General features: G+C 64.5%; 21 protein-coding genes and 1 pseudogene. 10 read left to right on the top strand and 12 right to left on the bottom strand.

The annotated features are described in order from the left end of the window. Positions 1 to 54 precede the first annotated feature (54 nt). From DB459_RS00770 to DB459_RS00760, 3 genes are all read right to left on the bottom strand, one after another. Positions 55 to 660 carry a TMEM175 family protein gene (locus DB459_RS00770; protein WP_253710903.1) on the bottom strand — a complete coding sequence of 202 codons (606 nt, stop codon included), beginning with the start codon at positions 658 to 660 and terminating at the stop codon, positions 55 to 57. Between the two features lie 314 nt (positions 661 to 974). Next, positions 975 to 2090 carry an acyltransferase family protein gene (locus DB459_RS00765; RefSeq protein WP_253710901.1) on the bottom strand — a complete coding sequence of 372 codons (1116 nt, stop codon included), beginning with the start codon at positions 2088 to 2090 and terminating at the stop codon, positions 975 to 977. 266 nt (positions 2091 to 2356) lie between these two features. Beyond that, entirely contained in the window at positions 2357 to 3013 is a 657-nt protein-coding gene (locus DB459_RS00760) for a TetR/AcrR family transcriptional regulator (RefSeq protein WP_253710898.1), read from the bottom strand. 258 nt (positions 3014 to 3271) lie between these two features. On the opposite strand from DB459_RS00760, the gene DB459_RS00755 reads away from it, so the two are divergent. The 8 genes from DB459_RS00755 (at position 3272) to DB459_RS00720 (ending at position 12868) form a co-directional block, all read left to right on the top strand. Continuing rightward, positions 3272 to 4174 carry a LysR family transcriptional regulator gene (locus tag DB459_RS00755; protein WP_253710896.1) on the top strand — a complete coding sequence of 301 codons (903 nt, stop codon included), beginning with the start codon at positions 3272 to 3274 and terminating at the stop codon, positions 4172 to 4174. A gap of 306 nt (positions 4175 to 4480) precedes the next feature. Further along, entirely contained in the window at positions 4481 to 5761 is a 1281-nt protein-coding gene (locus DB459_RS00750; protein WP_253710894.1) for a glycerate kinase, read from the top strand. 46 nt (positions 5762 to 5807) lie between these two features. Beyond that, the gene (pyk, locus tag DB459_RS00745; RefSeq protein ID WP_253710892.1) at positions 5808 to 7226 is read left to right on the top strand and encodes a pyruvate kinase; all 1419 of its coding nucleotides are present in this window, start codon (positions 5808 to 5810) and stop codon (positions 7224 to 7226) included. A 303-nt stretch (positions 7227 to 7529) separates the two neighbouring features. Continuing rightward, on the top strand, positions 7530 to 8741 hold the full coding sequence (locus DB459_RS00740) for an acyltransferase (protein ID WP_256519406.1): 1212 nt from the start codon (positions 7530 to 7532) through the stop codon (positions 8739 to 8741). 26 nt (positions 8742 to 8767) lie between these two features. Beyond that, complete coding sequence (locus DB459_RS00735) at positions 8768 to 9901, top strand: ABC transporter permease (RefSeq protein ID WP_253710889.1); 1134 nt, start codon at positions 8768 to 8770, stop codon at positions 9899 to 9901. After that, positions 9898 to 10632, top strand: a complete 735-nt coding sequence (locus DB459_RS00730; protein ID WP_253710887.1) for an ABC transporter ATP-binding protein — start codon at positions 9898 to 9900, stop codon at positions 10630 to 10632. The genes DB459_RS00735 and DB459_RS00730 overlap by 4 nt, the downstream gene beginning before the upstream one ends. Positions 10633 to 10647: 15 nt before the next feature. Beyond that, a complete protein-coding gene (locus tag DB459_RS00725; protein ID WP_253710885.1) occupies positions 10648 to 11550 on the top strand; it encodes an alpha/beta hydrolase in 903 nt (300 codons plus the stop codon). Positions 11551 to 11689: 139 nt separating this feature from the next. Then, a complete protein-coding gene (locus tag DB459_RS00720) occupies positions 11690 to 12868 on the top strand; it encodes a LysM peptidoglycan-binding domain-containing protein (protein ID WP_253710883.1) in 1179 nt (392 codons plus the stop codon). 26 nt (positions 12869 to 12894) lie between these two features. Here the strand turns inward: DB459_RS00720 and DB459_RS00715 are convergent, their stop codons facing one another. Together DB459_RS00715 and DB459_RS00710 are read right to left on the bottom strand one after the other, a co-directional pair. Then, positions 12895 to 15093 carry a carbohydrate-binding domain-containing protein gene (locus DB459_RS00715; RefSeq protein WP_253710881.1) on the bottom strand — a complete coding sequence of 733 codons (2199 nt, stop codon included), beginning with the start codon at positions 15091 to 15093 and terminating at the stop codon, positions 12895 to 12897. A 580-nt stretch (positions 15094 to 15673) separates the two neighbouring features. Further along, positions 15674 to 16915 (bottom strand): MFS transporter, encoded by a 1242-nt coding sequence (locus DB459_RS00710; RefSeq protein WP_253710879.1) that lies wholly within the window; start codon positions 16913 to 16915, stop codon positions 15674 to 15676. Between the two features lie 419 nt (positions 16916 to 17334). On the opposite strand from DB459_RS00710, the gene DB459_RS00705 reads away from it, so the two are divergent. After that, complete coding sequence (locus tag DB459_RS00705) at positions 17335 to 18273, top strand: SMP-30/gluconolactonase/LRE family protein (RefSeq protein WP_253710877.1); 939 nt, start codon at positions 17335 to 17337, stop codon at positions 18271 to 18273. Between the two features lie 27 nt (positions 18274 to 18300). Here the strand turns inward: DB459_RS00705 and DB459_RS00700 are convergent. The 3 genes and pseudogenes from DB459_RS00700 to DB459_RS00690 form a co-directional block, all read right to left on the bottom strand. Further along, positions 18301 to 18399: pseudogene (locus DB459_RS00700) on the bottom strand (ABC transporter ATP-binding protein); the annotation flags it as partial. A gap of 26 nt (positions 18400 to 18425) precedes the next feature. Beyond that, complete coding sequence (locus DB459_RS00695; protein ID WP_253710874.1) at positions 18426 to 19901, bottom strand: amidase; 1476 nt, start codon at positions 19899 to 19901, stop codon at positions 18426 to 18428. Positions 19902 to 20078: 177 nt separating this feature from the next. Continuing rightward, positions 20079 to 20240, bottom strand: coding sequence for a cupredoxin domain-containing protein (locus DB459_RS00690; protein WP_253710870.1), 162 nt, complete (start codon positions 20238 to 20240; stop codon positions 20079 to 20081). A gap of 367 nt (positions 20241 to 20607) precedes the next feature. On the opposite strand from DB459_RS00690, the gene DB459_RS00685 reads away from it, so the two are divergent. Next, entirely contained in the window at positions 20608 to 20913 is a 306-nt protein-coding gene (locus DB459_RS00685; protein ID WP_253710867.1) for a hypothetical protein, read from the top strand. A gap of 142 nt (positions 20914 to 21055) precedes the next feature. On the opposite strand, the gene DB459_RS00680 is transcribed toward DB459_RS00685, so the two are convergent. The 4 genes from DB459_RS00680 to DB459_RS00665 all read right to left on the bottom strand — a co-directional run bounded on the left by DB459_RS00680 (position 21056) and on the right by DB459_RS00665 (position 25260). Further along, the gene (locus DB459_RS00680; protein ID WP_253710864.1) at positions 21056 to 21235 is read right to left on the bottom strand and encodes a hypothetical protein; all 180 of its coding nucleotides are present in this window, start codon (positions 21233 to 21235) and stop codon (positions 21056 to 21058) included. A gap of 261 nt (positions 21236 to 21496) precedes the next feature. Further along, a complete protein-coding gene (locus DB459_RS00675; RefSeq protein ID WP_253710861.1) occupies positions 21497 to 22861 on the bottom strand; it encodes a HAMP domain-containing sensor histidine kinase in 1365 nt (454 codons plus the stop codon). After that, complete coding sequence (locus tag DB459_RS00670) at positions 22848 to 23525, bottom strand: response regulator transcription factor (RefSeq protein ID WP_253710858.1); 678 nt, start codon at positions 23523 to 23525, stop codon at positions 22848 to 22850. Before DB459_RS00670 ends, DB459_RS00675 begins: the two co-directional genes overlap by 14 nt. A 112-nt stretch (positions 23526 to 23637) precedes the next feature. Continuing rightward, complete coding sequence (locus DB459_RS00665; protein WP_253710855.1) at positions 23638 to 25260, bottom strand: ABC-F family ATP-binding cassette domain-containing protein; 1623 nt, start codon at positions 25258 to 25260, stop codon at positions 23638 to 23640. Positions 25261 to 25263 lie beyond the last annotated feature (3 nt).

The raw sequence follows: 25263 nt of genomic DNA, 5'->3' as shown, positions 1-25263 counted from the left end.
TCGATCCTGCCGAGGCGGATCAGGGTGTTGCCGTTCCGGCCCCTCGGCCGCAAGTCAGCGGACCTCGTCGGCATCGGCGCGCCGCGATTCGGCCAAGGCCTTTTCGATCCGCCGGTCAGGTATGACCCACATCAGCGCAACCAGCGCGTAGAGCGCACCGGCAAGCCACGGCATGAAGAGCGCGACGATCATGCCAGCGGCGTAGAAGGCCGCCGAGAGCTTGCCCTTGTGGTCGGCGCCGATGGCCCTGGCGATGACGCTCTGCCTGCCGTGGTGTCTGATGATCGTGTGCTGGAGGATGAAATAAGCGACGGCAGGCATCAGCAGCGCAGCGCCGTAGAGCGAAGTGGGAATGCTGGCGAAGTGGTTTTCGCCCATCCATCCGGTGGCGAACGGAATCAGCGACAGCCAGAACAACAGATGCATGTTGGCCCAGAGGATGCCGCCGTCGACATGAACGCAGGCCTGCATCAGATGGTGGTGATTATTCCAGTAGATGGCGACATAGACGAAGCTCAGCACATAACTGAGAAAGACCGGCAGCATGGCCGCGACGGCGGTCAGGTCCGCGCCATGGGGAACCTTGAGTTCCAGCACCATGATGGTGATCACGATCGCGATCACACCGTCGCTGAAGGCGGTCAGGCGTTCTGGCTTCATCGTCGTTCCTCGAAGATTCACCCGAAAAAATCGAGACAATTGCCGGTCTGGATGTCGCTGAACATCCTATCCCATGACACTCCCGCGGCAAGCTTATTGGAACCATGCACCTCGGAAGGCGCTCAGCAGCCGTTTTTGTTTCGCTTCGTTTTACAATTGTCGGCCGACCGGGACCGTCGCGCGCGACGATTGTGAGCGCCGCCGGAGTGCGGCGTTGCGGGACTGTTCCGACCGTCTGCGTTGTTCATGTCTTTTCGTCGAGCTGTCGGGCCCCGCAATGCAGCGACATGCGGCTTAACGATTTGCGAAACGGCCTATTCGCCGGGCACCGCAGCCATCGCTGCGCGGTTCGCTGCATTTTTCCCAGGTGCGGGGCTCAAGCCGAAGAGGAAGCGCATCGCCGGCCACGGTCGGATGAGCCAGTGATAGCCGGCGAGCGCAACAGCTGTTCCGCCCAGTGCGACCAGGGGGATCTTGAGCCAGACCGCCATCGGCACTGTCAATACGGCCCAGCCGATCAGCAATAGCGGGGCGTGATGGATGATGAAGACCGGCAGCATCGCGTCGTTGAGATAGGTCAGCAGTCGCGACTCTCCCGGGCGGAAACGGAATGCCAGGGCGGTAAAGGTCGCGAATGCGCTCCATCCGAGGAGGCCGACGCAGATGCGCCCGGCCGTGGTGTCCTCCCATGCACGAACGCCGGCAAACGCGACCAGCATCACGATGGCAAGCCAGAGCGCTTCAGAGCGCAGCCGCGCCTCGAATCCCGGCCACCAGGCGACAAGGGCGCCCAGGGCGAAACACAAGGTGAAGAAGAAGAAGTTGGCCCAGTCGTGAATGAGATTGGGCAAATACGGCCAATAGCCATGGGTGACAGCCAAATACGCGCCCATGACCAGCGCCGGCCCATGCACGGTCCAACGCGGCGCCATGCCGGCGGGCGGGGCTCGGCGAACCAGCCACGACAGCAGCGGCAGCATCAGCAGCGACATCAGGAAGAGATAGGCCAGGAAGTAGAGATGAGACCAGCTCACCCGATTGAGATAGGCGAGGTTGTGGGGAAAGAACGTGAAGAAGGGAGTATCGATCGGGTCGACCAGTCGGAATCCGTGCAGGCCGATGTCGATACCGTGCCGCAGTTCGATGTATTTGATCGCCGAGCCGAACGTGATGGTCCCCACCGCGAGCGGCACGAGCAGGCGCGTCATCCGCTCGCGGGCGAACTGTGCAGGGCCGCGGCTGCGGAACGACTTCAGCGCCGCCCAGCCGCCAAGAATGAACCAGCTCGTCATCAGGGTCGGCCGCAGGAAGGCATAGATCAGCGATGCCATGGCATCGGGTACGGCGCTTTTGAGGTGGTATCGCGGTTCGTCGGCGAAGATCAGCAGGGCATGGGCGAAGATGACGCCACCACACAACAGGACGCGCAACAGGTCGATATCGGTACGTCGCATTCAACCACACTACCATTTGAAGGAAAACGGAGGGCACTCCGTGCGCACCCGGAGCCTGTGAAAGGCGTTCGATTGTGCGCCATTTCACAGCGCCGCCATGACTCGGCGGTCGAGGAGAATGGCGCCGTCGCCGATGTAGGCTTTCGTTTCCTGGAGCACAACCGAACAGCCGTTGCAGACGGCGACGGCTGCGCTCATGCCTTGTCCCCCATACGCCCCTTATAAAACCGACCGGATGGTTTTCAAGTGCTCTTTTTGAGGCGCCGCGACCGTTCGCTGGCGCGAGCCGTGGGTTTGGCCTTTCCAGCGCGACCGGGCGAGGCCGGCCGCCGCGCCGGCCTCTTGGCGAGTGTGGTCCATTGCGCATCGTCGAGCAGGCGCTCGAACAATTCGTTGCGGTCCCTGTCGGCGAGCGGACACAGACCGAACAGGGCGCTCAATGCCAGCCCTCTTGCCGCGGACCAGCGCAGCAGGGCGAGCTGCGGGTCAGCGGCCTCGGCCTTCAGGGTCTTGACCTTCCGGGCATCGATATCCCGGGAGCCGGCGAGCAGGCCGGGATCGTCGGCCAGGGCCGCGAGAATGGCGAAAGCCTCTGAACGCGGCCTGGCGATGACCTCGCGCAAGGTAGCGATCTGTGCAGCGAGTTCAGGCTGCGAGGAGGTCGTCTTGGCGATGTATTGGCGGGAGAAGTCTTCGAAATAGGCCGTCTGATGTTCGAGCAGCGCCTTGAGGACCGCCTGCTTGGTCCGAAATTGATGCATCACGCCGCCCTTGCTCAAACCGCTTTCGCGTGCGATCGCGTCGAGCGTCAGCCGGCCGGGGCCGTCGCGTGCGACGATCGTAAGCGCCGCCTGGAGCGCGGCATTGCGGGATCGTTCCGAGCGGCTGGGGTTGTCCATCGTCTCTCTCATGAGGCGCAGGCCCCGTCGGGCCGGCGACGGCTAGTGCGGTGGATCTGACGCTCGTATCAGCATTGCAGCGAATTCGCCGTACGAGCGTCAGATCCACCGCACTAGAATCATAACTATGCTAGTGTCCCTTTGGTTCTAACGTTCGTATGAGCGCTCGCCGCAAAGGGATGCGAACGTTAGAACCGGGACACTAGCAATGTCAATTTGCTAGGGGAGTTAGGGATTTAATACTCGGATGCCGCCGCCATGGAGATCTACCAGATTCGAACCTTCCTCACGGTTGCGCGCTGCGGCCATCTCACGCGGGCGTCCGAGCAGTTGCACCTGAGCCAGCCGGCGGTTTCCAAGCAGATCAGGTCGCTGGAGGACGAACTCGGCGTCAGCCTGTTCGAGCGCACGCCATTCGGCGTCGTGCTCAGCCAGGCCGGCAAGCTGCTGCTGCCATACGCCGAGAAGACGTTCTCGGATGCGTCGGAGCTCGTGACGGCGGCCCAGCACCTCAAGGGCAAGGTCGCGGGCACTGTCCGAATCGGCACGATCATCGATCCGGAATCCTTGAAGCTCGGCGAGTTCCTCACAAGCATGGTCGACGCCCATCCGCTGATCGAGATCAAGCTGGTCCATGGCATTTCCGGACGCATTCTTGACATGGTCGGCGCTGGCGAACTCGATGCCGGCTTCTATCTCGGCCCCTGTAATGACCCAGGGATCGTCGCGCTGGAATTACGCAAAGTCGCCTATGTGGTCGTTGCGCCGGTGCAGTGGGCCGAGCGGATCCGCGATGCAGACTGGCCGGCGCTGGCGTCCTTGCCCTGGGTCGGCACGCCCGAGCACAGCTCGCAATATCGGATCCAGGCGTCGCTGTTCGAGGGGCGTGGCTTGAAGCAGAACACGGTGATCGAGGCGGATCAGGAATCCTCGATGATCAGTCTGGTCAAAACCGGCGTCGGCCTGTGCCTGATGCGCGAGGAGCTGGCGAGCCCCGCGGCGGCGCGCTGCGAGGTGGTGATCGTCGAAGGCGCACCGATCCCGTGCCTGCTTTCCTTCCTTTACAGCGAGACGCGAAGCACTGACCCGCTGATCGAGGCGATGGTGGCGGTGCTGAAGGCCACCCATGGCCTTGTGGAGCCGGCCACGGCCGGCGCCTGACCCTGCTTGCCGCGGGGCTCATTCCGCTGCGGCATGATCGCGATGAAATATCGTCATTGGCGCGGTGGTTGCCGTTGCCTGTAGAGTCCTTCGAACAAGCGGCCCCTTTGGACTAGTGTCCTGTCTCCGAATGACCGCTCCATTTGCCTCACGCTCGCACGGTCATTCGGAGACACAAGGACACTAGCAAAATCAAAGCGCTAGTGTGGCTTATGTCTCGCAATTGCCTACGAGAGATTGGCCGCAAAGGCGGTAGGCAATTGCAAGACGCCACACTAGGTCGCTCATCGACGGGGGAAGGGCCGCATGACCGATGCCGATGCACTCTCGCAGGACGAGCAGGCGAGGGCCACGCTGCGCGCCATCTTCGATGCGGCGGTCGCCAGCGCAGCTCCCGGCCCCGCAGTGCTGCGACATCTTCCCGGCAAGCCGAAGGGCCGCTGTGTCGTCGTCGGCGCCGGCAAGGCCTCGGCGGCCATGGCCGCGGCGGTCGATGCCGCCTGGCCTGATGTCGACCTGGGCGGCGTCGTCGTCACGCGCCACGGCCATGCGGTCGACGCCGGCCGGATCGAGATTCGGGAAGCGGCTCATCCGGTGCCCGACCAGAGCAGCGTCGAAGCGGCGCGCCGCATCCTTGATGCGGTCAAGGGGCTCTCGCCTGAAGATCTGGTGCTTGTCCTGATCTCCGGCGGCGGATCGTCGCTGATGGTGGCGCCAGCCGACGGGCTGACGCTGGCCGACAAACAGGCCGTGAATGCGGCCCTGTTGCGCAGCGGCGCCACGATTGGCGAGATGAACACGGTCCGCAAGCACCTCTCGGCGATCAAGGGCGGCCGCCTCGCTTACGCGGCGTATCCGGCGCGTGTCATCACGCTGGTGATCAGTGATGTTCCGGGGGACGATCCCGGTGCGATCGCCTCGGGGCCGACGGTGCCCGACATCAGCAAGAGCAAGGATGCTCTGGACATTCTCGACCGATACGGGATGGTGGTGCCGCGGGCGGTGCGCGACCATCTCTTGAAAACCGAGGACAAGACGCCGGAGAGTCCGCCGCCGGATGTTCGGATCGTGGCGGCGCCCGGGGCCGCCCTTGCGGCCGCTGCGGCGCGTGCCCGCGATTTTGGCGTGATGCCGCTCGTGCTGGGCGATGCGCTCGAAGGCGAGGCGCGCGAGATGGCGATCGTGCTGTTCGGGATCGCACGCTCCGTGTGCCAGCACGGCCTTCCGGTTGCAGCTCCCGCGGTGCTGTTGTCGGGCGGCGAGGGGACGGTGACCATCGGCAGCAAAGGTGCCGGAGCCGGCGGTCGGAACACAGAGTTTCTGCTCAGCCTCGCTATCGCGGCGCGTGGGCATCCGCGGATCTGGGCCATCGCGGGCGACAGCGACGGCATCGACGGCACCGAAGATGCCGCTGGAGCCATCGTCACGCCGACGACGTTGGCAAGGGGGGCGGCGGCGGCACTGTCGGCCCGGGACTTCCTGGAACGGCACGACAGTTATACGTTCTTCAAGGGAATCGGCGACCTTGTGAAGACCGGGCCGACACTTACGAACGTCAACGATATCCGCGCGATCCTGATCACGTGACCATCCATCAAACGGATCCTGATTGCCTTTACCTTGGGAGTTCCTCATGCATCGCCAGCGCCGAGCCAAGATCATCGCGACCGTCGGTCCGGCAAGTTCGTCCCCGGACACGCTGAAATCACTGTTTCTTGCTGGGGTCGATACGTTCCGGCTGAACTTCAGCCACGGCGCGCAGGCCGATCATGCCAAGGTCTTTGCGGCGATCCGCGAACTCGAGGAGGCGGTCGCCCGGCCGATTGGCATCCTGCAGGACCTTCAGGGTCCCAAGATCCGCATCGGCGCGGTCCGCGACGGTCGCATCCAGGTCGAAGCCGGGGAGGAATTGCGCTTTGTGCGAACCGAGGCCGAGGGCGACGCCTCGGCGATTCCGCTCAACCACCCCGAAGTCTTCGCCGCCATTGCGCCCGGCCACGACCTGTTGATCGATGATGGCAAGGTGCGCGTGCGCGTCATCTCTCCCGGAACTGATGAATTCACGGCCAAGGTCGTGGTGGGTGGCCCGATCACCAACCGCAAGGGCGTTAATCTGCCGGGAACGGTGCTCGCTCTTTCGCCACTTACGGCGAAGGATCGCGCCGACCTCGAGTTCGGCCTGAAGCTCGGCGTCGACTGGGTGGCGTTGTCCTTCGTTCAGCGGGCATCGGACATCATCGAGGCGCGCGGGCTGATCGGAAGCCGTGCCGGGGTGATGTCCAAGATCGAAAAGCCGGCGGCGCTCGACGAGATCGACGACATTATCCGCCTGTCGGACGCCGTGATGGTCGCGCGCGGCGATCTTGGTGTCGAGATCCCGCAGGAGGACGTTCCCGGACGCCAGAAGGAGTTGGTGCGGGCCTGCCGCCTCGCGGCCAAGCCGGTGGTCGTGGCGACGCAGATGCTGGAATCGATGACCAACGCGCCGACGCCGACGAGGGCCGAGGCCTCGGATGTCGCCACCGCGATCTATGACGGAGCTGACGCCGTCATGCTTTCAGCCGAGACGGCGAGCGGCAAATATCCCGTCGAAGCCGTCGAGATCATGGATCGCATCATCCGCAGCACTGAGAGTCACGCGCTCTATCAGTCGCTCGTCCGCGCCACACATCCCGAGGTCGAGGACTCGCCGCCGCATGCCGTGGCCGCTGCCGCGGCCGAGCTCGCCCGCGCAATCGGTGCCAAATGCATCGTCGGCTTCACCTCGAGCGGCACGACGGCGGCGCGGATCGCGCGCAAGCGTCCGGGGCTGCCGATCCTTGCGATCACGCCGGATCTTGCCGTCGCCCGTCGCATGGGCCTGCTCTGGGGAGCGCATTGCGTGCACTCGGCCGACGTCACCTCCTACGAAGAAATGGTGGCGACGGCGGTCGGGACTGCCGCGCGCGAAGGGCTTGCCCGCCAAGGCCAGTACATCGTGATCGTCTCGGGCATTCCGTTCGGCCAGGCGGGCACGACCAACAACCTTCGTGTGGCGCAGATCACGGCGTAACCGTGGGTGGTCGTCCGGCTCGATCGGGCATGCCAAACGCCGGAGGCCATTCTGATGGCGCGCGATGTACCCCGGAGAAGTCAGTTCAATTCGGGTGAAAGGCGGCGCGCGCCTCGGACCGCTGCAGCGAACCGGTGTAGCGGACGCGCTGGTCGGGAACGGCGGCTAAAAGTGCTGCCAAAGCCGTCGAGACCCCGCCCTGTCATCCCTCTCCCCCGTTATCCCGTCTAATTGAGCACCGCACTGGAACCAGGACGCCCGTTGCTGGTTTGGTTCCCGATCGCCAAGCCGAACGGGTGCTCCGTGACCTCTCGCGCCAACCTTTCCTTAAGTAACCTGCGCGCAGTGGTCATTGTTATCGTGGTGGCGTTTCATTCAGTGCTATCCTACCTCGTATCGCAGCCACGAGAACCATTTCCTTTCGACCTCGCGCCCTACCGCTGGGTGGCATTTCCAATTCTCGATCATCAGCGCTGGTTTGGCTTCGACCTGTTCTGCGCGTGGCAGGACGTCAGCCTCATGTCACTGATGTTCTTCCTTGCGGGGGTGTTCGCGCCAGCAAGTCTCAACCGAAGGGGAAGCCTCAACTATCTGTCGGATCGCTGGCGACGGATCGGTTTGCCATTTCTGTTCGCCGTCGCCGTCCTTAGCCCGATTGCCTATTACGCTTCCTATCTCGCGACCGCAGTCGATCCTGCACCACTCACCTTCTCGCAACAGTGGCTGGCGCTGCCGATGTGGCCATCGGGGCCGGCATGGTTCTTGTGGCAGCTCTTCGTCCTGAGCGCGCTCGCGGCCGGGCTTCACGCGCTGGCGCCGCATTGGGAAAGGGCCATGTCGGACCTTGCCGCGCGGTTCAGCGACCGTCCGCTCGCCTTCGTCATCGGCGTCGTTGTGCTGTCGATGCTCGCCTACGTGCCGCTGGCGATGATCTTCAGCCCTTGGGACTGGACCACAATCGGACCATTTTCGGTCCAGCTGAGCCGGCCGTTGCACTATGTTGTCTACTTCTTGGCGGGCGTCGCCATCGGCAGCAATGGCGCCGATGGCGGTCTGCTGCGCCCTGGAGGCCCGCTCGCACAGCATTGGCTCGCCTGGCTTGCGGCGGCCGTCGCCGGCTTCGCGGCCTGGGGCGGGTTGACCTCGCTGACGATGCCGGACTGGTCGGCGAGCCCGATGGTCTACCGCCTGGCCGCGGCGTTCGCCTTTCCGCTCGCCTGTGCGACCGGCGTCTTCTTCCTGCTCGCGTTCTGTCTGCGGCTGATGCAGTGGCGCCACCCGGTGCTCGACAGCCTGTCGTCCAATGCCTACGGCATCTATCTCGTGCACTACATCTTCGTGGTCTGGCTGCAATATGCCATGCTCGGCATTGCGCTCGGCGCCGTCGCCAAAGCAGCCATCGTCTTCGCTGGCGCGCTGGCGCTGAGCTGGCTCTTGTGTGTCGGTTCAACAGCGCTCGCCTCGCGCCGTGCCCTGGGGCCCGGCAAGCGGGCGGTGGCGGAGCAACGGCGATAGGGCGAGAGGCGATAGAGGATGGCACCATGTCGCTGCAACTGACGCTCGCGTCGCGCAACCTGTTTCACGACCGGCTGCGCTTCATTGCCACCATGGTCGGGATCGTCTTCGCGGCGGTGCTGGTCCTTGTCCAGATGGGATTGTTCCTCGGCTTCGGTCACATGGTCACGACCATGATCGACCACGCCTCGACGGAGCTGTGGGTGGTGCCGAAAAATGCAAAATGTTTCGAGGATCCCTCCCTGCTCGATATCAAACTGCGCGAGCGTGTCGCCTCGACCGACGGCGTTGCGACGGTGATTCCGCTCGTCATCGGCTTCTCGGACTGGCGACTCGAAAGTGGCGAGATGACACCCGTCTTCATCGTCGGGGCCGACTTGCGCGACGGTGGTCTGCAGCCCTGGAACCTGGTCGAAGGCAGCACGCAGGCGCTGGCCGAACGGGGCGCCGTTGCGGTTGACCGGTCGTATTTCGAACGGCTCGGCGCCGCCGGTATCGGGTCGGTGGCGGAGGTCCGCGGCCGCCGCGTGCGCGTCGCCGCGGTCACCGACGGCATCCGCTCCTTCACCACCACGCCCTACGTCTTCGTCGACCTCAAGGCCGCCCGTACCTACACCGGGACGCCGACGGATCGGGCCAGCAGTCTTTTGGTGCGCCTGAAGGACGGTGCCGATCGCGATGCGGTGCTGCAGGCGATCCGCGGCCGGATCGGTGACGCCGAGGTTCTCACGCCCAGGGAATTTCGCAGCCGCAGCCGCTCCTTCTGGCTGTTCGGAACGGGTGCCGGTGCGGCGCTGTTTGCCGGTGCCCTGCTCGGCGTTGTCGTCGGCACTGTCATCGTCGCGCAGACCCTCTATTCCAGCACCAAGGATCATCTGAGCGAATTCGCCACCTTGCGCGCCATGGGCTCGTCCAATGGCTATATCTACAAGGTCATCATCTATCAGGCGCTGATCAATGCGGTGATCGGGTTCTGCCTCGCCGCCGGCATCGGTGCAGTGGTCGTCGAGATGACCGAGAAGAGTGCGTTGCCGATCGTCATCACGCCCTGGCTGGTGGTCGGCCTCGGCGTTCTGACCCTGGTGATGTGCGTGGTTTCGGCAATCGGCGCCATCTTCCGCGTCGTGCGCATCGATCCGGCGAGGGTATTCATGCGATGAGCGAAGTGGTCATCGAAGCAATGGCGGTGAGCAAGACGCTGGGGAGCGGCGCCGGCGAGGTGCAGGCGCTGCGCGGTGTCGACCTCTCGCTCAGGCGCGGCGAGCTGACGCTGCTGATGGGCCCCTCCGGCAGCGGCAAGACGACGCTGCTGCTGATCCTGGGCTGTATGCTGGCGCCGACTGCGGGCAGCGTTACCGTGGGCGGTATCCTGACTGCCGACGCAGACACCGAGAGGCTGGCTGGAATTCGTCGCGATCATATCGGCTTCGTCTTCCAGTCCTATCACCTCTTTCCGACGCTCACCGCCACGCAAAACGTCCAGCTCGCCCTCGATATCCGCGGCGAGCGCGGCGGCAAGGCTGCGGAGAAGGCGCGCGAGGCGCTGAAGACCGTCGGGCTCGAGCACAAGGTGAAATCGCTGCCGCGCGCGCTCAGCGGCGGCGAGCAGCAACGGGTCGCGATCGCGCGCGCCATCGTCGCCGATCTTTCCGTTATTCTCGCTGACGAGCCGACCTCGGCGCTCGATGCCCGCAACGGACAGGCGATCATGGGAATCCTGGGCGCAATGGCGCATGACCGGGGGCGGGCGGTCCTCGTCGTGACCCATGATCCGCGGATCGTGCCATTCGCTGATCGCATCATCGAAATCGAGGACGGCCGCCTGATCGACGAGCGGCCGGGCGGGCCCGAGCGGGCGCCGATGCCGAGGACGGCCGCCTTAGGACGCTGAGCGGAGACGAACGCCATGAGCCTGCGCGCCGAACTGCTGCGCCTCGGCATTCGCCTGTTCATCAAACGGCGCAGTCATCAGCTGGATGTCGAGGGCTGGCGGCGCGACATGCGCGAGATGGAGCGGCTGGTGCCGCCGCCACCGGCCCGCTGCAAGACGGTTGAGATCCAAGCCGGCCGGCTCAGCTTCGTTCAGGTGACGATGCCGGCGTCGCGGCCGTTTCGAAACCTGCTTTATCTGCATGGCGGGGGCTATATCTCCGGCGCGCCGGCTCATTACCGGCACTTCACCTGGCGGATTGCCGATGCGGCACGTGCCGTGGTTTGGGTGCTCGATTATCGTCTGGCGCCGGAGCATCCCTTTCCCGCGGCGCTCGAAGACGCGGTCGAGGCCCATCGTCATCTGGCCGACAGGACGCCGCAGACGGGGGCGCTTCTGATGATGGGAGATTCGGCTGGAGGTGGGCTGGCGCTCGCCCTGCTGTTGAAACTGCGCGACGATGGCGCACGGTCGCCGACCGCCGCCGTGGCGCTGTCGCCCTGGACGGACCTCACGCTGACTGGGCGGTCGCTGACCGATAACGCTGCGGCCGATCCGATGATGAACGTCGACGACTTGCCGGAGTTCGCGCAGTATTACCTTGCCGGGGCCGACCCGCGCACGCCTTATGCCTCGCCGCTTTACGGTGATCCGGCCGGCCTGCCGCCGGTGCTGATCCAGGTCGGCAGCGATGAAATCCTCAGGGACGATGCTGTCCGCATGGCGAAGAGATTGCAGGCGGCCAATCCGTGCAGCCGGCTCGAGGTCTGGCCGCGGATGCCCCATGTCTGGCAGCTGTTCGTGCCGGTGATACCAGAGGCCCATCAGGCGATCGCACGTATCGGGGAGTTTCTCACCGGCGTGTCGACTGAGGTTTGACGCATGCCGCTGCGTCTTCGGCACTGCAGCGCAGTGGAACCTGTCGGCCTGATTGAGCTTACGGCAGGCTTGATGGGCGGAACAAACAGGGGCAGTCTCTGGCCGGAACCGACAATCTGTTCGACGGAAAGAGTCCGCCATGATTGCCGCATCGATGAGCCGCATCGCTCTGCCTTACCTCGCGGTTGTCGCCGTCGCAGGCGCCGGCCTCGTCGTCGCCTTCCAGCAGGTCCGCCGCGAACCGCCGGTCCCGCAAACGACCGTGACCGCCGCACCGAAGGCCGCGAGCGAAAGCGGCGGGGGAGCGGCTGCGCTCAAATCAGCAAAGGCGCAGGCCGATGCACTGGCCTCCGCCCTGGACGGATCGCCGGCGCCGGCAAAATCCGACGACGGCGTCCCCGCCTTCGACGTCGCCCGTATCGAGCCGACGGGGGAAGCCGTGATCGCAGGCAGGGCTGCGCCGGGCGCGACGATCGAACTGCTGCGCAATGGTGAGCCGCATGATCGGGTGGTCGCGGATCGATCCGGGCAGTTCGCCATGGTGCCGCGACCGCTGCCGCCCGGTAATTACGAATTGACGCTGCGATCGACGCGGCGGGACGGCAGCCAGGTGACGTCCAAACAAAGCGTTGCGGTGGCGCTCGAGGCCAAGGGGCAGGACAAGCCTGTTGTTGCGCTGATGACGCCGGACAAGCCCAGCGTGGTGCTGTCGCAGCTGGCCACTGCAACGCCGATGCGAGGTGCGGTGGTGGTGGAGGCAGTCGAGACCGAGGCGGGCGGCAAGCTACATGTCAGTGGGCACTCGTCGGCGGGGGCCGCCGTCCGGCTCTATCTTAACGACAGTTTCCTCGCCGCGGCGACGGCCGATGCCGAAGGGCACTTCGCCTTCACGATCAAGGAAGGCGTCGCGCCCGGCAAATATCGCGTGCGTCTCGATGACGTGGAGCCCAAGTCCGGCGCTGTCCGCTCGCGCGCCGAAGTGTCGTTCAACGCACCGGACACAGTCGCCGTCACCAGTTCGGTGCCCGCGCAGTCCGCTGCCGCGAAGCGCCAGGACAACGCTGCCTCGCAGCAGCCGAAGATCGCGGCGGCGATCGACACCGCGCCCGCGGCACCGCCATCGCCATCCGCCGTGGTCGTACCGAAGATCACCACCACGACCGTCACCCGCGGCGACAGCCTCTGGCGCATCAGCCGGCTCACTTACGGCGAGGGCGCGCGATACGCGGTCATCTACAAGGCCAATCGCGACCAGATCCGCAACCCCGATCGGATCTATCCGGGCCAGGTCTTCGTCCTGCCGGCGAACGAGCGCTGATCTGCGGCTGCTTTGGGGGGCGTCGATCAGACGAACAGGAAATCGGCCGCGTGGAGCTGGCTCACGGTCATGTTCTTGATTTCGATGCTGTTGCTGGCATCGAGCGTGATGACGACGCTGCTGCCGACCTGGGCCATGTGGGACTGCACGGCGTTGAAATCGGCAAAGACGGTATGGTCCAACTGGACGATATCCTGCGTCCCGCCGCTGTTCTGGAAATCGGCAATCACGTCCTTGCCGAAATTCGGTCCGAACACGAAAGTGTCGTTGCCATTACCGCCTGAAAGGTAATCATTGCCGGAGCCGCCGATCAGCCGGTCGTTGCCTGCGTCGCCGTACAGCTGGCTCGCGGCAGTGCCGGCCTTCAGCGTGTCGTCGCCTGCTCCGCCATGCATGACGTCATGGCCGCCGCCGCCGGACAGATAATCGTTGCCGTCGCCGCCATTCATCACGTTGGCAGCGAGACCGCCATAGAGCTGGTCGTTGCCGGCACCGCCGTCGAGCATCGCGCCGGTATCGCCGGGGCCAGCCTTGATGATGTCGTTGCCGGCGTCGCCGTAGAGCTGGTCGGTGGCGGTCGCGATGCCGGGGCCACCATTGATGATATCGTCGCCGCTGCCGCCATGGATCACGTCCGCGCCCGCCCCGCCGTAGATCACGTCGTTGCCCGGACCGCCGTCGATCGTATCGTTGTCGGTAGCCGCGCCGTAGAAGAGGTCCTGATGGCTGGTCATGTCGTAATGGATCGCGCCGTTCTGGTACAGGTTCCACGTTCCCGGTGAGCTTGGGTTGACAGCGTCGGCCGCGGCGAGATGCTCGCCATTGACGGTAATGTCCTTGACATAGAGATTACGGTCGCCCCCGGCACCGGAAACGTCGTTGAGAAAGGCGACGTCGAGGCTCGTCACGCTCGCCGGGTTATGGAAGCTGAAGGTGTAGGTCTGGTAGCCCGACGCGTCGCTGGCGCCGTGGAATTCCACCGTATCGCCGACCTGCTGGCCATTGATCAGAAGCGCCATCTTGGCGCCGATGCCGCCCACCACCGAGCTGTAGCCGGTGACGGTGACGGTGGTGTCCGTCAGCTTCGGAATGGTGTCGGGGCCGCCGATGATGATGTCGTTTCCGGCGCCGGCCTTGATGACATCGTTGCCAATCCCGCCGGACAGAGTGTCGTTGCCGCTGCCGACATCGATCAGGTCCGCGGATGGCGATCCCTGGATCGCGAGACCGGGGGGCTGGTGCTGGCCGCCGTACCACTCGGTGATCAGCTGCTGCGCCGGCTTGCCCATGGGCGAATAGCCGGTCGGCGAATAGACATTGTTCGCGTCCCAGTTCCAGATCTCGGCGCCCTTGAACCAGCTGCCACCTTCCGCCCCCCACACCTGAAAGAAGGCGTTGAAGGCGTCATACTGCTCCTGCACGTCCGGCGTCGTGCTCCCGTTCCAGCCGCCGGGGCTGATATTGGTGCCGTCGAGGCTGCGGTAGCCGGCCTCGGTGAACAGCACCTGTTTGCCGTATTCCGTCGCCAGCGAATGAAAGAAGTTGACCGGCGACATGTGGTTCATCACCCCTGCCCAGTAGTTGTCGGTCGGCATCGTGGTCCAGGCCGTGACCATTTCCTGGACCGTGGGATCGAGTTTGGATGTCAGCGGTGGATAGGCGTTGATGCCGATTTCGTCCACCTGATCCCAAAAGCTCACATGGCTGGCTTCGTCCGTCGCCGCCGAATAAGTGATGGTGCCGTGGTAGACCGAGCGAACAGCGTCGATGAGGTCAACCCAGTAGCTGCGATATTCCGTCCCCGACAGCGCGCTCAGCTCGTTGCCGATCGACAGCGATTCGGCGCCGGATTGGGAAGCGACCCGGGCGAGGTCGAGCATCTCGGCTTTGTAGGAGGCGAAGAAGGCGGCGGGGTCACTCGGCGTGATCTGCGCCTGGTTGGTGCCGTCAAGCCCGGTGAGCATCGGCTTGAGCATCACCGACAGTCCGAGCGCGTGGGCATTGGCGATGGCCGTGGCGATATTGGCATCGCTCTCGGTCTTGGCCGGATCGGCGATGACATCGTTAGAGGTCTTGCTTTGTGTGAAGATGCGAGGCGCGAGCGAGATTGAATTGGCGTTGGTTCCTGCGATCTCCTGCATGGCTGCGAGCGCCGCGCTGGTGGTGAAGGCGCCGTTGTAGTTCGACAGAAATCCGAATCCCTGGGTGTCGAAGATGCCGGCCATGGTGAGCTCCTGTTTCACGTCACGTGCCCCGCGTGATCGCACACGACGTGCAATCAGGTTCCTGGTTCAAGAATCGCGCAGTCAGGCGAGGACAAGTGTAATGATTGAACTGGTGCAAATGTGTGGTCGCTCAATCATGCGAATGATGCCTGTTTCGTGCGTCATCGGGTGCTCATCTGACGTTTCATCGCCGGTGTGAACGAGGTCCGATCGAAGTGCCACTTGAATAGGCATCGCCTGTTATATTCCGCCGGAGCTGCGTGACAGCCGTCCGCGACCAAGCTTGCCGACGGTCATGTCCTCGTCACTTGCGCGTCAGATGAGGGGATCGTCATCGCCGCCGACGTGAGCGCCGGGCGCTCTGTCCTCCGATGGAAGGAGACGTGATTGGCCGCGAAAGCGCAGGCATGCCGATCGCCTCGAAGGCGAGCGATGCGCAGTGCGTGGGTGAGGGCCTCGTTCGGGCGTGTTCCGCCTGTCGGGGAGATTGCCGGTCCCCCGTCGCCACGTCGTGAGTCAGCCTGCGGCTCTTCGCAAGCCACAGCAGAGCCGTGCGCGACGTCGTGACAGGGCCCGAGCGTCAGTCGTGCGAACCCTCTCCTTCACTTGGCGGTCGGCAATTGCGATCCCGGTTGCGCACTTCCTCCGGTGGCCGCAGATGCCGGAACGATCGCAGCAGCGTCATGTCGTAGACAATCTTCAGGCCGCCACAGATGACAAGCGGCAGTCCGGAGAAAGGCATGGCGAGCAGGGCCCCGGCCAGTGCCGGGCTGATGGCCGAGGCGAGGCTGCGCGGCACGGCGGTGACGCTGGCCGCCGCTGGCCGTTCGGGCGGTGTGACGACGGCCATCACATAGGACGAGCGGGTGGGAACATCCATCTGGGATAGCGCGGAGCGGATCAGAAGCAGCGCCATGACCAGCATCAGATTGGGCAGCAGCGCCGCCAGGATCAGGCAGAGGCTCGACGGGATGTGCGTGAAAACCATCGTGTTGACGAGGCCGAACCGTTTCGACAGCCGCGCCGCCACGGGATAGGAGAATGCCGAGAGGGTGTTCGACCAGAAGAAGAACAGGCTGGCTGCGGTGAGCGACAGGTCGAAACGTTCGAATAGCCACAGAGCGACCAGGGACTGGACGGCGAAGCCGCCGGCGAAGGCATCGAGGCTGAACAGCGCGGCAAGGCGATAGACGATTCGGCGCGAGGGGCCGAGCGCCGAGTTCTGCGGTCGCAGCGCGTCGCTGTCGCGAAGGTGCGGGAGTCGCCGGTAGAGCCCGGCGGCCATGAGCCCCAACGCGGCGTAGACATAGAACATCGCCTGAAGCGCGCGGATTGTGTCGAATCCGGCCGACACCAGCAGGTCCGGCGCCGTGGCGGCCAATGCGCCTGCGGCCGTGGACAGGCCGCCGATCAGACTGTAAGCGGCAAACGAGCGGGTGCGGTCATGGTCGGGTACGTCGCGAGCCAGCATGGCATGCTCGAGCGGCACGAAAACCCCAATGTCGCCCGACGAGGGATTGGTTGTCCCAGCAAACGCCGCGAGAATGATGAGCGGGAACCATTCGATGTTGGCGAAGGCGAGGCCGGTCGCCACCATGGCCAATGCGCTGGCGAGAAGCAGCTTGCGCAGGTCGTGGCGGGCGCCGATGAGGCCGACCGAGAGGGTGACGACTGCCGTCCCAAGCAGGGCAGCTGACGCGACAAGTCCGATCTCCGAGGCTGTGAAACCGAGTTCAGCGAGATAGGACGGCAGAATGATAACGGCAAAGCCGTCGCCGAATCCTCTCGCGGCGCGCGCCGCATATAGCAGGGCGACGTTCAATGGTCCGGCGTCGCTCGGGCTTGTGGTTCTTCCGCTTTCTGTTTCCGTCGACATGGCGCGGCACCTGGCCGGTCAGAGTTGCGGCACGCCGGGCGGATCGGCAAGATCGGCCAACGCGTGAACGCTGATTTCAGGTGCGGAGACAGATCGGTCGACGACAGGGAAGACAGGCATGCAGCGTCCTTGCAGAGAGCTGGACGCGATTCTCGAGCATGGCGCCTGATGGGGAGATCGCAATCCCCAGAACGACACTAAAATCAAGGCCAGGCGAGTTGTCAATCCGGAACCCGGCGAACCGCGTTGAAGAGAGCTTTAGAAAACGTCCTGTGAAGATTAACCTCGCCTGAAGCACGCTGTGCTGTGCTCTGATCACGCCACTATCATTCCGCAACGTGTCTCGTCGCAATCCGTGAGGGCCCATGTGGCAACCGACGCCGTCCTATCCCGATCCTTCGGTGAAGAGTCTCCGTCCGAGTTTCGACAAGTACCGGTTGACGCTTGCCGCGGTGGAGCGGCTGGCCACTGGCCTGCGCTGGGCGGAGGGGCCGGTGTGGTTCGGCGACGGGCGATTTCTGCTGGTCAGCGACATTCCCAACAACAGGATTGTGCGCTGGGACGAGGAAACCGGCCAGTTGAGCAATTATCGTGCGCCGAGCAACTATGCGAATGGTCATATCCGCGACCGCCAGGGGCGGCTGGTGAGCTGCGAGCACGGTGGTCGGCGTGTCACCCGTACCGAGCACGACGGATCGATCACGGTGCTGGTGGACGGTTACGATGGCAAGCGCCTGAATTCGCCCAATGACCTGGTGGTCAAGTCGGACGACACGGTCTGGTTCACCGATCCGCCCTTCGGCCTGCTCGGGGACTACGAGGGAAATCGTGCGCCGCAGGAACTGCCGAGCAATCTCTACCGGTTCGACCCCGCCACCGGGCGCACCACCGTGGTCGAGGACAGCATCGAGGGGCCGAACGGGCTCGCCTTTTCGCCCGATGAGCAGATCCTTTATGTGGTCGAGAGCCGGTCGGCGCCGCGGCGGATCCTTGCCTATGACGTCGTCGACGGTATGCGCCTCATCCGGCGCCGGGTCCTGATCGATGCCGGCCCCCAGGGCACACCCGACGGGTTTCGCATCGACGAGGACGGTAACCTGTGGTGCGGCTGGGGGATGGGATCGCCTGAACTCGATGGCGTGCTGGTGCACAATCCGGCAGGTGAGCCGATTGGGCGCATCGCTCTGCCCGAACGTTGCGCCAATCTGTGCTTCGGCGGGCGCCGCCGCAACCGCCTGTTCATGGCGGCGAGCCAGTCGATCTATGCCCTCTACGTCAATACGCGTGGGGCCACCTGGCCATAGCGGCAAGGGCTTTGGCGGCCGCGCCGTTCAGTCCGCGCAGTAGCGTTCCTGGACGGCCCTGTCGGCGTGCAGCGCGGCGGCCGAGCTCTCGTGCACGACTGCGCCCTGGTCGATGATCACAGCGCGGCGTTCGGGAAAGGCGCCAACGTTAATTAACCCGTGGTGACGTGCACCTGCGCCTTTTGACCGGCATTCCACCGGCCGTCGAGCGCGCGCTCGATCTCGGCGGCGAGCTGCAGCAGCAGGCCGTCATTGCCCTGTTTCGCCTGGGCCTGGATGCCGAGTGGCAGCTCGTGCTCGTGGAAGGCCAGCGGCATCGACATGGCGGGAATGCCGCAGAGATTGGCGAGCGGCGTATAGGCGAAATTGCGCCACAGATTGCCGAACCAGTCGAGCACGGAGGGATTGTCGCTGATCGTCAGGTATTCTTTGGTACCGACCTTCGGCGTCGGCAGCGCGGTCACCGGGGTGAGAATGATGTCCCATTCCTCGAAGAACGCGCCGAACGCCCGCGAGGTGGTGTTGAACACTGCCTGCATGCGCGCTCGCTCGGCGAAGGTGGTGTGGCGGCCGGCCTCCCAGATGCGAATGTTCATCGGCTCGATGAGATCGGCCGGCGGTGTATCGAGCCCACGCGCGGCGAGCAGGTTTTCGATCACCTGGGCGAAATTGCTGATGTAGCAGGTGGTCTGGGCGGCGAAGGCAGCGCGATAGTCGAGCGCGGGCAGTGCCCAATCGACCTGGTGTCCGAGGCTTTCGAGGAAGCGGCCAGCCTTTGCGAGCTCGGCCGCGATATGCGGGGTTGCGCGATAATCGCCCCACTCGTGCGACAGGGCGATCCTGAGCCGGGGAGGATCGCGCTCGATCAACGAGGAGTAGGGCTCCGGTGTGGTCCAGAACGGCATGAATTCGCCGGAGGCGGGGCCGCGGCAGGCGTCGACGAAGGCCGCGGTGTCGCGCACGGTGCGCGACTGGCAGCCCTGGATCGAAACGAGCCCGCTCAGGTCGGACAGATGCGGCGCCAGTGAGAAGACCCCGCGCGACACCTTCAGGCCGATATTGCCGTTGACCCCGGCGGGAATGCGGATCGAGCCGCCACCGTCGGTGGCATGGGCGATCGGCACGACGCCGGCGGCGACCATGGCGGCGCTGCCGGCCGAGGACCCGCAGGTGGTGTAGTCGGTATTCCAGGGATTGCGGGTGACATAGACTGCAGGATTGTCCGCCGAGCTGCAGACGCCGAATTCCGGCGTCGTCGTGCGGCCGATGAGGTTGAGCCCGGCCGTGCGCATCTTGGAGGTCAGGAAGGTGTCGGCCGCCGGGCGATTGCCGCGCATCAGCAGGGATCCCATTTCCTGCAGGCGGCCCTTCATGGTCGGGCCGAGATCCTTCATCAGGAAGGGCAGGCCGGCGAACGGCCCCTCGAGATTGGCGCCGTCCTTCGCGGGATCGTCGATCACGTCTTCAAAGATTTCGACGACGCCGGAGAGTGCCGGATCGACCTTGGCGACGGCGGCAGCAGCCTGAGCCGACAATTCCGCTGCGGTCAGTTCGCCCCTCTTCACTCGTGCGGCGAGCGCCAGCCCGTCATGCTGCGCCCACTCATCCCAGCTCATCGGCAACGCCATCTTGAGTCCATCCTTCTTCAGAAGGGCCGGACTTTAGTTCGGCAAAACGGCAGGTCAAGAACCGCTGAGCCGAACTCGTATGCCAATTGTGATGTCGATATAGTCACTTGGTGATGCAAGAGGCAGCAGTTTCACTGTTCGTCGGCCGACACGGGCTCTCAGCCCGTCATTGCGCGTTCAAGACACCGCGGGCCTTGTCGTTGAAGTCGTCGCAGAACTCGTAACGCCCATGCTCAACGGCCGGATGTTGATGATGCCCTCGCTCTTCGCCAGCGCCACTTTCGCGACGCGCAGCGAGGTGCTCTCGAATTCCATCGCCTTGGCGTCGAGATTCGTCACCCGAATGACGAGCGGCTTGCGGGGGGCTAGCCTTCTATGACCGGTGCCTGCTCTGCCTGAAAACGCTCTACGGTCTCACTGGTGCCTCCCAGCGAAACAGGCCGCGGCCGAACAGGCGTCCGAGGCCGACGAACAGCATCGTTTCAATTCACGCTTCGATCACAAGTTTGAGCGCGGCACCGATTCAATTTTAAGCGGTAAGTGGCCCGTTTCCCGTCGGTTTTCCACGCGGTGCCGCCAGCCGGCCGGGAACATCACCCCGGTCAGCGCCGGTGTCTGTGATTTCTGAAAGTTTATATAATTGGGATACAGCCGAGACCTTCCCATCTTCCTGGCGGGAGCGACACAGCGAAACAGGAGTTGGAGAATGTCCTTCATCAAGAGCACCATCGCTGCCGCAGCGATTTCTGCGGTAGCGCTTATGGTTCAAGGCGAGGCCCGCGCCGCCCAGTCGATGCATCGGCCGCAGGGATCTTGTGTGGCCGGCAAGACGCATTCGGTGGCCTGCCGGCGCCAGGCTCGCCTTGACCCGAGGCGTGCCGCGAGGGCACGGGGCAGTTACGCTGCGATGATCGGCCGTTCGACGGCCCCTGGTTTTGCAGTTGCTCCGCCGTACGCCGATTTCGGTTACGGAATTGGAGATAATTCCCGCAACATGACCTGGTCGCAATAAAGCCTGGCGATCGACCGTCGTCGCGCCTCGAACCTCCTGGGGGGCGGCGACGGCCGCTCGCCCGGCAACGATGCGAGCCTCAACCGCTATCGATCCGGATCGAGTCGTCATGACCGTCTGGCTTGTTGATCGGGGCACGGCACTAGCCGCGCGGCGCGGTCAGTGCTCGAACCAATTCGGCAACACGCCAGTCAACAAGATGGGACAGCACGTGAGAGTGGCCGACCAGCGAGGCCATCACCGGGGCGAAGCTGCCGAGTATAAGGAAGATCAGGAGGATCTTGGCAACCGGTGCACGGACCGATCGTAGGCGAACGCTCATTGTCGACTCTATTGGTGTGGTGGAGGCGATGTCAGCGGCTGCCGTGGCGCGATCGGTGATCGGCCTCCAGACCACGAGGGGACGACGTCGTCTCCCAGGTCGCCGCCTCAAGTCTTGCTTCAAGTCACGTTCGGAGGGCTTAGCCCAAGGGCGTGACGATCGCGCTGGCAAGATTGATATCCGGCCGCGGACCATCGATCCATTAAATTCGATTTCACAACGCCCCTGCGCTGCGAGGATCGTCGCGCGTGTCTCGAACGTTCAAGCTTTCGCCCGTCGGCCGGCGATTTCCGCCACACAGCCGGGCCCCTGCGAGATGGCGAAGCGAAAGCCATGTAGCTTGACGATGGCAGACACCAGGCTGAGGCCGAGACCGAGACCTGGTTCGCTGCGACTCTTGTCAGAGCGGTAAAATCGTCTCGTGACGAGATTGCGGTCGGAGGCGGCAATGCCGGGTCCGGTGTCGCCGACGCGGACGATGCCGTCCTCGCCAGAGCGGAGAAGCCGGAGTTCGACCCGGCCGCCTTCGGGCGTAAATTTGATCGCGTTGTCGACGAGGTTGACGATCGCCTCGAACATGAGATCGCGGTCGCCGTGGACTGTGACTTCCTCCGTTACGCCAACCGTGAAGGCGATGCACTTGTCCTCGGCGATGGGCTCGTAGAGGTCGCCGATTTCCCGCACCAGTTCGGACAGCACGACGTCGCGAAATCCGGCGCGGCGGCGGCTCTGTTCGATTTCGGCGATACGCAGCAGGGAGGTGATGATGGCGAGCGACTGATCGAGGCCGACGATAGCCTGGTCGGCAACGGCCCGCAGCTCTTCGACTGTCTTCGCATGCTGGCGTCCGCGCTCGAGGCCGACTCGAACGCGGGTCAGCGGCGTGCGCAGGTCGTGGGCGATATCGTCGCCGACCCCCGCGATGCCGCGCACGAGCTCCTCGATTTCGTCGAGCATCCCGTTGACGAGAGACGCCAGCTTGTCGAACGGGTCGTTGCTCGCGCGGGTCGGCAGTCGCTGTCGCAGTTCGCCGGCGATAATGCGACGAATCTTGCGGTTGACGGCTTCAATCCGCCGCTGTGCACGGATGCTGAGGAAAGCTCCGACGGCAACGCCGAGGATCAATGCGGAAAGAAGCCCGAGCATGAGCGCCCGTTCGACGACGCGGGTCATCGCCGCCAGTTCGTCGATATTGCGGCCGATCACGAGGGTGCCGCCGTCCGGCAATCGGCGCCCGATGGCGCGCACGACCTGCCGTTCGCTGCCGAGCGCATCGCTGCGGATGACCGGCACGCTCTGCGCGCCGGCGTCGAGCCGCAGTGCGGGCGGCAGGTTCGCGACGTTGCCGGAGATGCGGGTGCTGCTGGCGTCGAACAGACCGCCGAGCTTGACGCGACGGGGGTCCGCTTTGAGGTGCTCGTCGAGCTCCCGCTGCCGTTGGATCGGCGGCTCGCCGGCGATGGCGTTGACATGATCGCTGATCAGCTGGTCGACGTTGGTTATCAGGTAGTCGGCGGTTCGCCAGTAGACGAACCCGAACATCAGGAGAATGCACAGCGCATAGGCGCCGGAGACGAGAATGGTCCAGCGGAAGGTGGTCGATCGGATGAATTCAGGCAGGCGCACGCAGAATGAATCCTTCGCCGCGGACGCTTTGGATCAGCGGCTCTTCGTCCGCGCCGTCGACCTTGCGTCGCAGCCGGCCGATGTGAACGTCGACGAGATTGCTCTTGGGCACGAACTTGTAGTTCCAGACTTCCTCGAACAGCATCGCCCGCGTCAGCAGCTGGTCCTTGCGGCGCATCATGTATTCGAGCAGGCGGAACTCGCGCGGCAGCAAGTCGATCGCGCGATCTTCGCGCCGCGCGTTGCGCGCCAACAGGTCGAGATCGAGGGGGCCGACACGCAGGACGGTGTCCCTGGTCTCCGCCGGCCGGCGCAGAAGAGCTTCGATGCGTGCGACCAGCTCGAGAAGCGCGAAGGGTTTGGTCAGATAGTCGTCGCCACCGGCGCGCAGGCCTCGTACCCGGTCGTCGACCGCGCCGAGCGCGCTCAATACCAGCACCGGAATACGCACCTGGTCCTGCCGGACTGTCTCAATGATGCTGAGGCCATCGATTCCGGGCAGCAGGCGGTCCACCACCATGACGTCAGCCTCACCGGCGCGGGCCATCGCCAGTCCCTCGGTCCCGGTGGCGGCGCGATCGACCTCGAAGCCGCGGTCGACCAGTTCGGCGATGATTTCGCCCGCGGTCTCGTGGTCGTCCTCGATCAGCAGCACTCTCGCCATGAGGTGTTCCTCGCCCGGACGTCCGCCGGTACGCCCCAATTATGCCCTGGCCAAGGTCGCAACCACTAAATTCATTGTTAGTTTGGCCCTGGCCGAGGCTCCGCGGGCCGGTTCAGTGCCGCAATCCGGGCGCCTCCTGGCCGGTGCGCGCCACATATTCGGTGTAGCCGCCGCCATATTGGTGGATGCCGTCCTGCGTCAGTTCGAGCACGCGATTGGAGAGCGCCGCGAGGAAATGCCGGTCGTGGGAGACGAATAGCATGGTGCCTTCGTATTGCGCCAAGGCCGCGATCAGCATCTCCTTGGTTGTCATGTCGAGGTGGTTGGTCGGCTCGTCGAGCACCAGAAAGTTCGGCGGATCGTAGAGCATCTTCGCCATCACCAGGCGCGCCTTTTCGCCGCCGGACAGCACGCGGCATTTCTTCTCGACGTCGTCGCCGGAGAAGCCGAAGCAGCCAGCCAGCGTGCGCAGCGAGCCCTGGCCCGCCTGCGGGAAGGTGTCTTCCAGCGCCTCGAACACCGTCCGTTCGCCCTCGAGCAGGTCCATGGCGTGCTGGGCGAAATAGCCCATCTTGACGCTGCCACCGATCGCCACGGTGCCCTCGTCCGGGTTGGCTGCGCCGGCTACCAGTTTCAGCAGCGTCGACTTGCCGGCGCCGTTGACGCCCATGACGCACCAGCGCTCCTTGCGGCGGACGGTGAAGTCGAGCCCTTGGTAGATGCAGCGGCTGCCATAGCCCTTGTGAACGTTCTTGAGGGTGGCGACGTCCTCGCCGGAGCGCGGCGCCGGCGGGAAATCGAACGCTACCGCCTGGCGGCGGCGCGGTGGCTCGACGCGGTCGATCTTCTCCAGCTTCTTCACCCGGCTCTGCACCTGGGCGGCATGGGAGGCACGCGCCTTGAAGCGTTCGATGAACTTGATTTCCTTGGCGAGCATTGCCTGTTGGCGCTCGAACTGGGCCTGCTGCTGGCGCTCGTTGAGCGCGCGCTGCTGCTCGTAGAAATCATAGTCGCCGGAATAGGTGGTCAGCGTGCCGCCGTCGATCTCGACCACCTTGTTGACGATACGGTTCATGAAGGCGCGGTCGTGCGAGGTCATCAACAGCGCGCCGTCGAACCCCTTGAGGAATTCCTCCAGCCAGATCAGGCTCTCGATGTCGAGATGGTTGCTCGGCTCGTCGAGCAGCATGACATCGGGCCGCATCAAGAGGATGCGCGCCAGTGCGACCCGCATTTTCCAGCCGCCCGACAGCGCGCCGACATCGCCGTCCATCATCTCCTCGGTGAAGCTGAGCCCGGCGAGGACTTCGCGTGCCCGGCCCTCGAGAGCGTAGCCATCGAGCTCCTCGAAGCGAGCCTGGACCTCACCATAGCGCCCGATGATCTGGTCCATGTCGTCGGCGCGGTCGGGGTCGGCCATGGCGGCCTCGAGCTCCCTGAGCTCGGCGGCGACGATGCTCACCGGGCCGGCGCCGTCCATCACCTCGGCGATGGCGCTGCGGCCGGCCATTTCGCCGACATCCTGGCTGAAATAGCCGATGGTGACGCCGCGGTCGATTGCGACCTGGCCTTCGTCGGGCTGGTCCTCGCCGGTGATCATCCGGAATAGCGTCGACTTGCCGGCGCCGTTGGGGCCGACAAGGCCGATTTTTTCACCTTTCAGAAGTGCCGCGGAGGCTTCGATGAAGAGAATCTGGTGGCCGTTCTGCTTGCCGATATTTTCGAGGCGGATCATGGG

The organism is Bradyrhizobium sp. WD16, assembly GCF_024181725.1.
Classification (GTDB): Bacteria; Pseudomonadota; Alphaproteobacteria; order Rhizobiales; family Xanthobacteraceae; genus Bradyrhizobium_A.
This window is presented reverse-complemented; position numbering and strand designations above follow the sequence as displayed.

Excerpts from the sequence above, each read along its gene's own strand:
- DB459_RS00770 (WP_253710903.1), bottom strand. The coding sequence starts at position 660 with ATGAAGCCAGAACGCCTGACCGCCTTCAGCGACGGTGTGATCGCGATC.
- DB459_RS00760 (WP_253710898.1), bottom strand. The coding sequence starts at position 3,013 with ATGGACAACCCCAGCCGCTCGGAACGATCCCGCAATGCCGCGCTCCAG.
- DB459_RS00755 (WP_253710896.1), top strand. The coding sequence starts at position 3,272 with ATGGAGATCTACCAGATTCGAACCTTCCTCACGGTTGCGCGCTGCGGC.
- DB459_RS00750 (WP_253710894.1), top strand. The coding sequence starts at position 4,481 with ATGACCGATGCCGATGCACTCTCGCAGGACGAGCAGGCGAGGGCCACG.
- pyk (WP_253710892.1), top strand. The coding sequence starts at position 5,808 with ATGCATCGCCAGCGCCGAGCCAAGATCATCGCGACCGTCGGTCCGGCA.
- DB459_RS00735 (WP_253710889.1), top strand. The coding sequence starts at position 8,768 with ATGTCGCTGCAACTGACGCTCGCGTCGCGCAACCTGTTTCACGACCGG.
- DB459_RS00730 (WP_253710887.1), top strand. The coding sequence starts at position 9,898 with ATGAGCGAAGTGGTCATCGAAGCAATGGCGGTGAGCAAGACGCTGGGG.
- DB459_RS00725 (WP_253710885.1), top strand. The coding sequence starts at position 10,648 with ATGAGCCTGCGCGCCGAACTGCTGCGCCTCGGCATTCGCCTGTTCATC.
- DB459_RS00720 (WP_253710883.1), top strand. The coding sequence starts at position 11,690 with ATGATTGCCGCATCGATGAGCCGCATCGCTCTGCCTTACCTCGCGGTT.
- DB459_RS00715 (WP_253710881.1), bottom strand. The coding sequence starts at position 15,093 with ATGGCCGGCATCTTCGACACCCAGGGATTCGGATTTCTGTCGAACTAC.
- DB459_RS00705 (WP_253710877.1), top strand. The coding sequence starts at position 17,335 with ATGTGGCAACCGACGCCGTCCTATCCCGATCCTTCGGTGAAGAGTCTC.
- DB459_RS00695 (WP_253710874.1), bottom strand. The coding sequence starts at position 19,901 with ATGGCGTTGCCGATGAGCTGGGATGAGTGGGCGCAGCATGACGGGCTG.
- DB459_RS00685 (WP_253710867.1), top strand. The coding sequence starts at position 20,608 with ATGTCCTTCATCAAGAGCACCATCGCTGCCGCAGCGATTTCTGCGGTA.
- DB459_RS00680 (WP_253710864.1), bottom strand. The coding sequence starts at position 21,235 with ATGAGCGTTCGCCTACGATCGGTCCGTGCACCGGTTGCCAAGATCCTC.
- DB459_RS00670 (WP_253710858.1), bottom strand. The coding sequence starts at position 23,525 with ATGGCGAGAGTGCTGCTGATCGAGGACGACCACGAGACCGCGGGCGAA.
- DB459_RS00665 (WP_253710855.1), bottom strand. The coding sequence starts at position 25,260 with ATGATCCGCCTCGAAAATATCGGCAAGCAGAACGGCCACCAGATTCTC.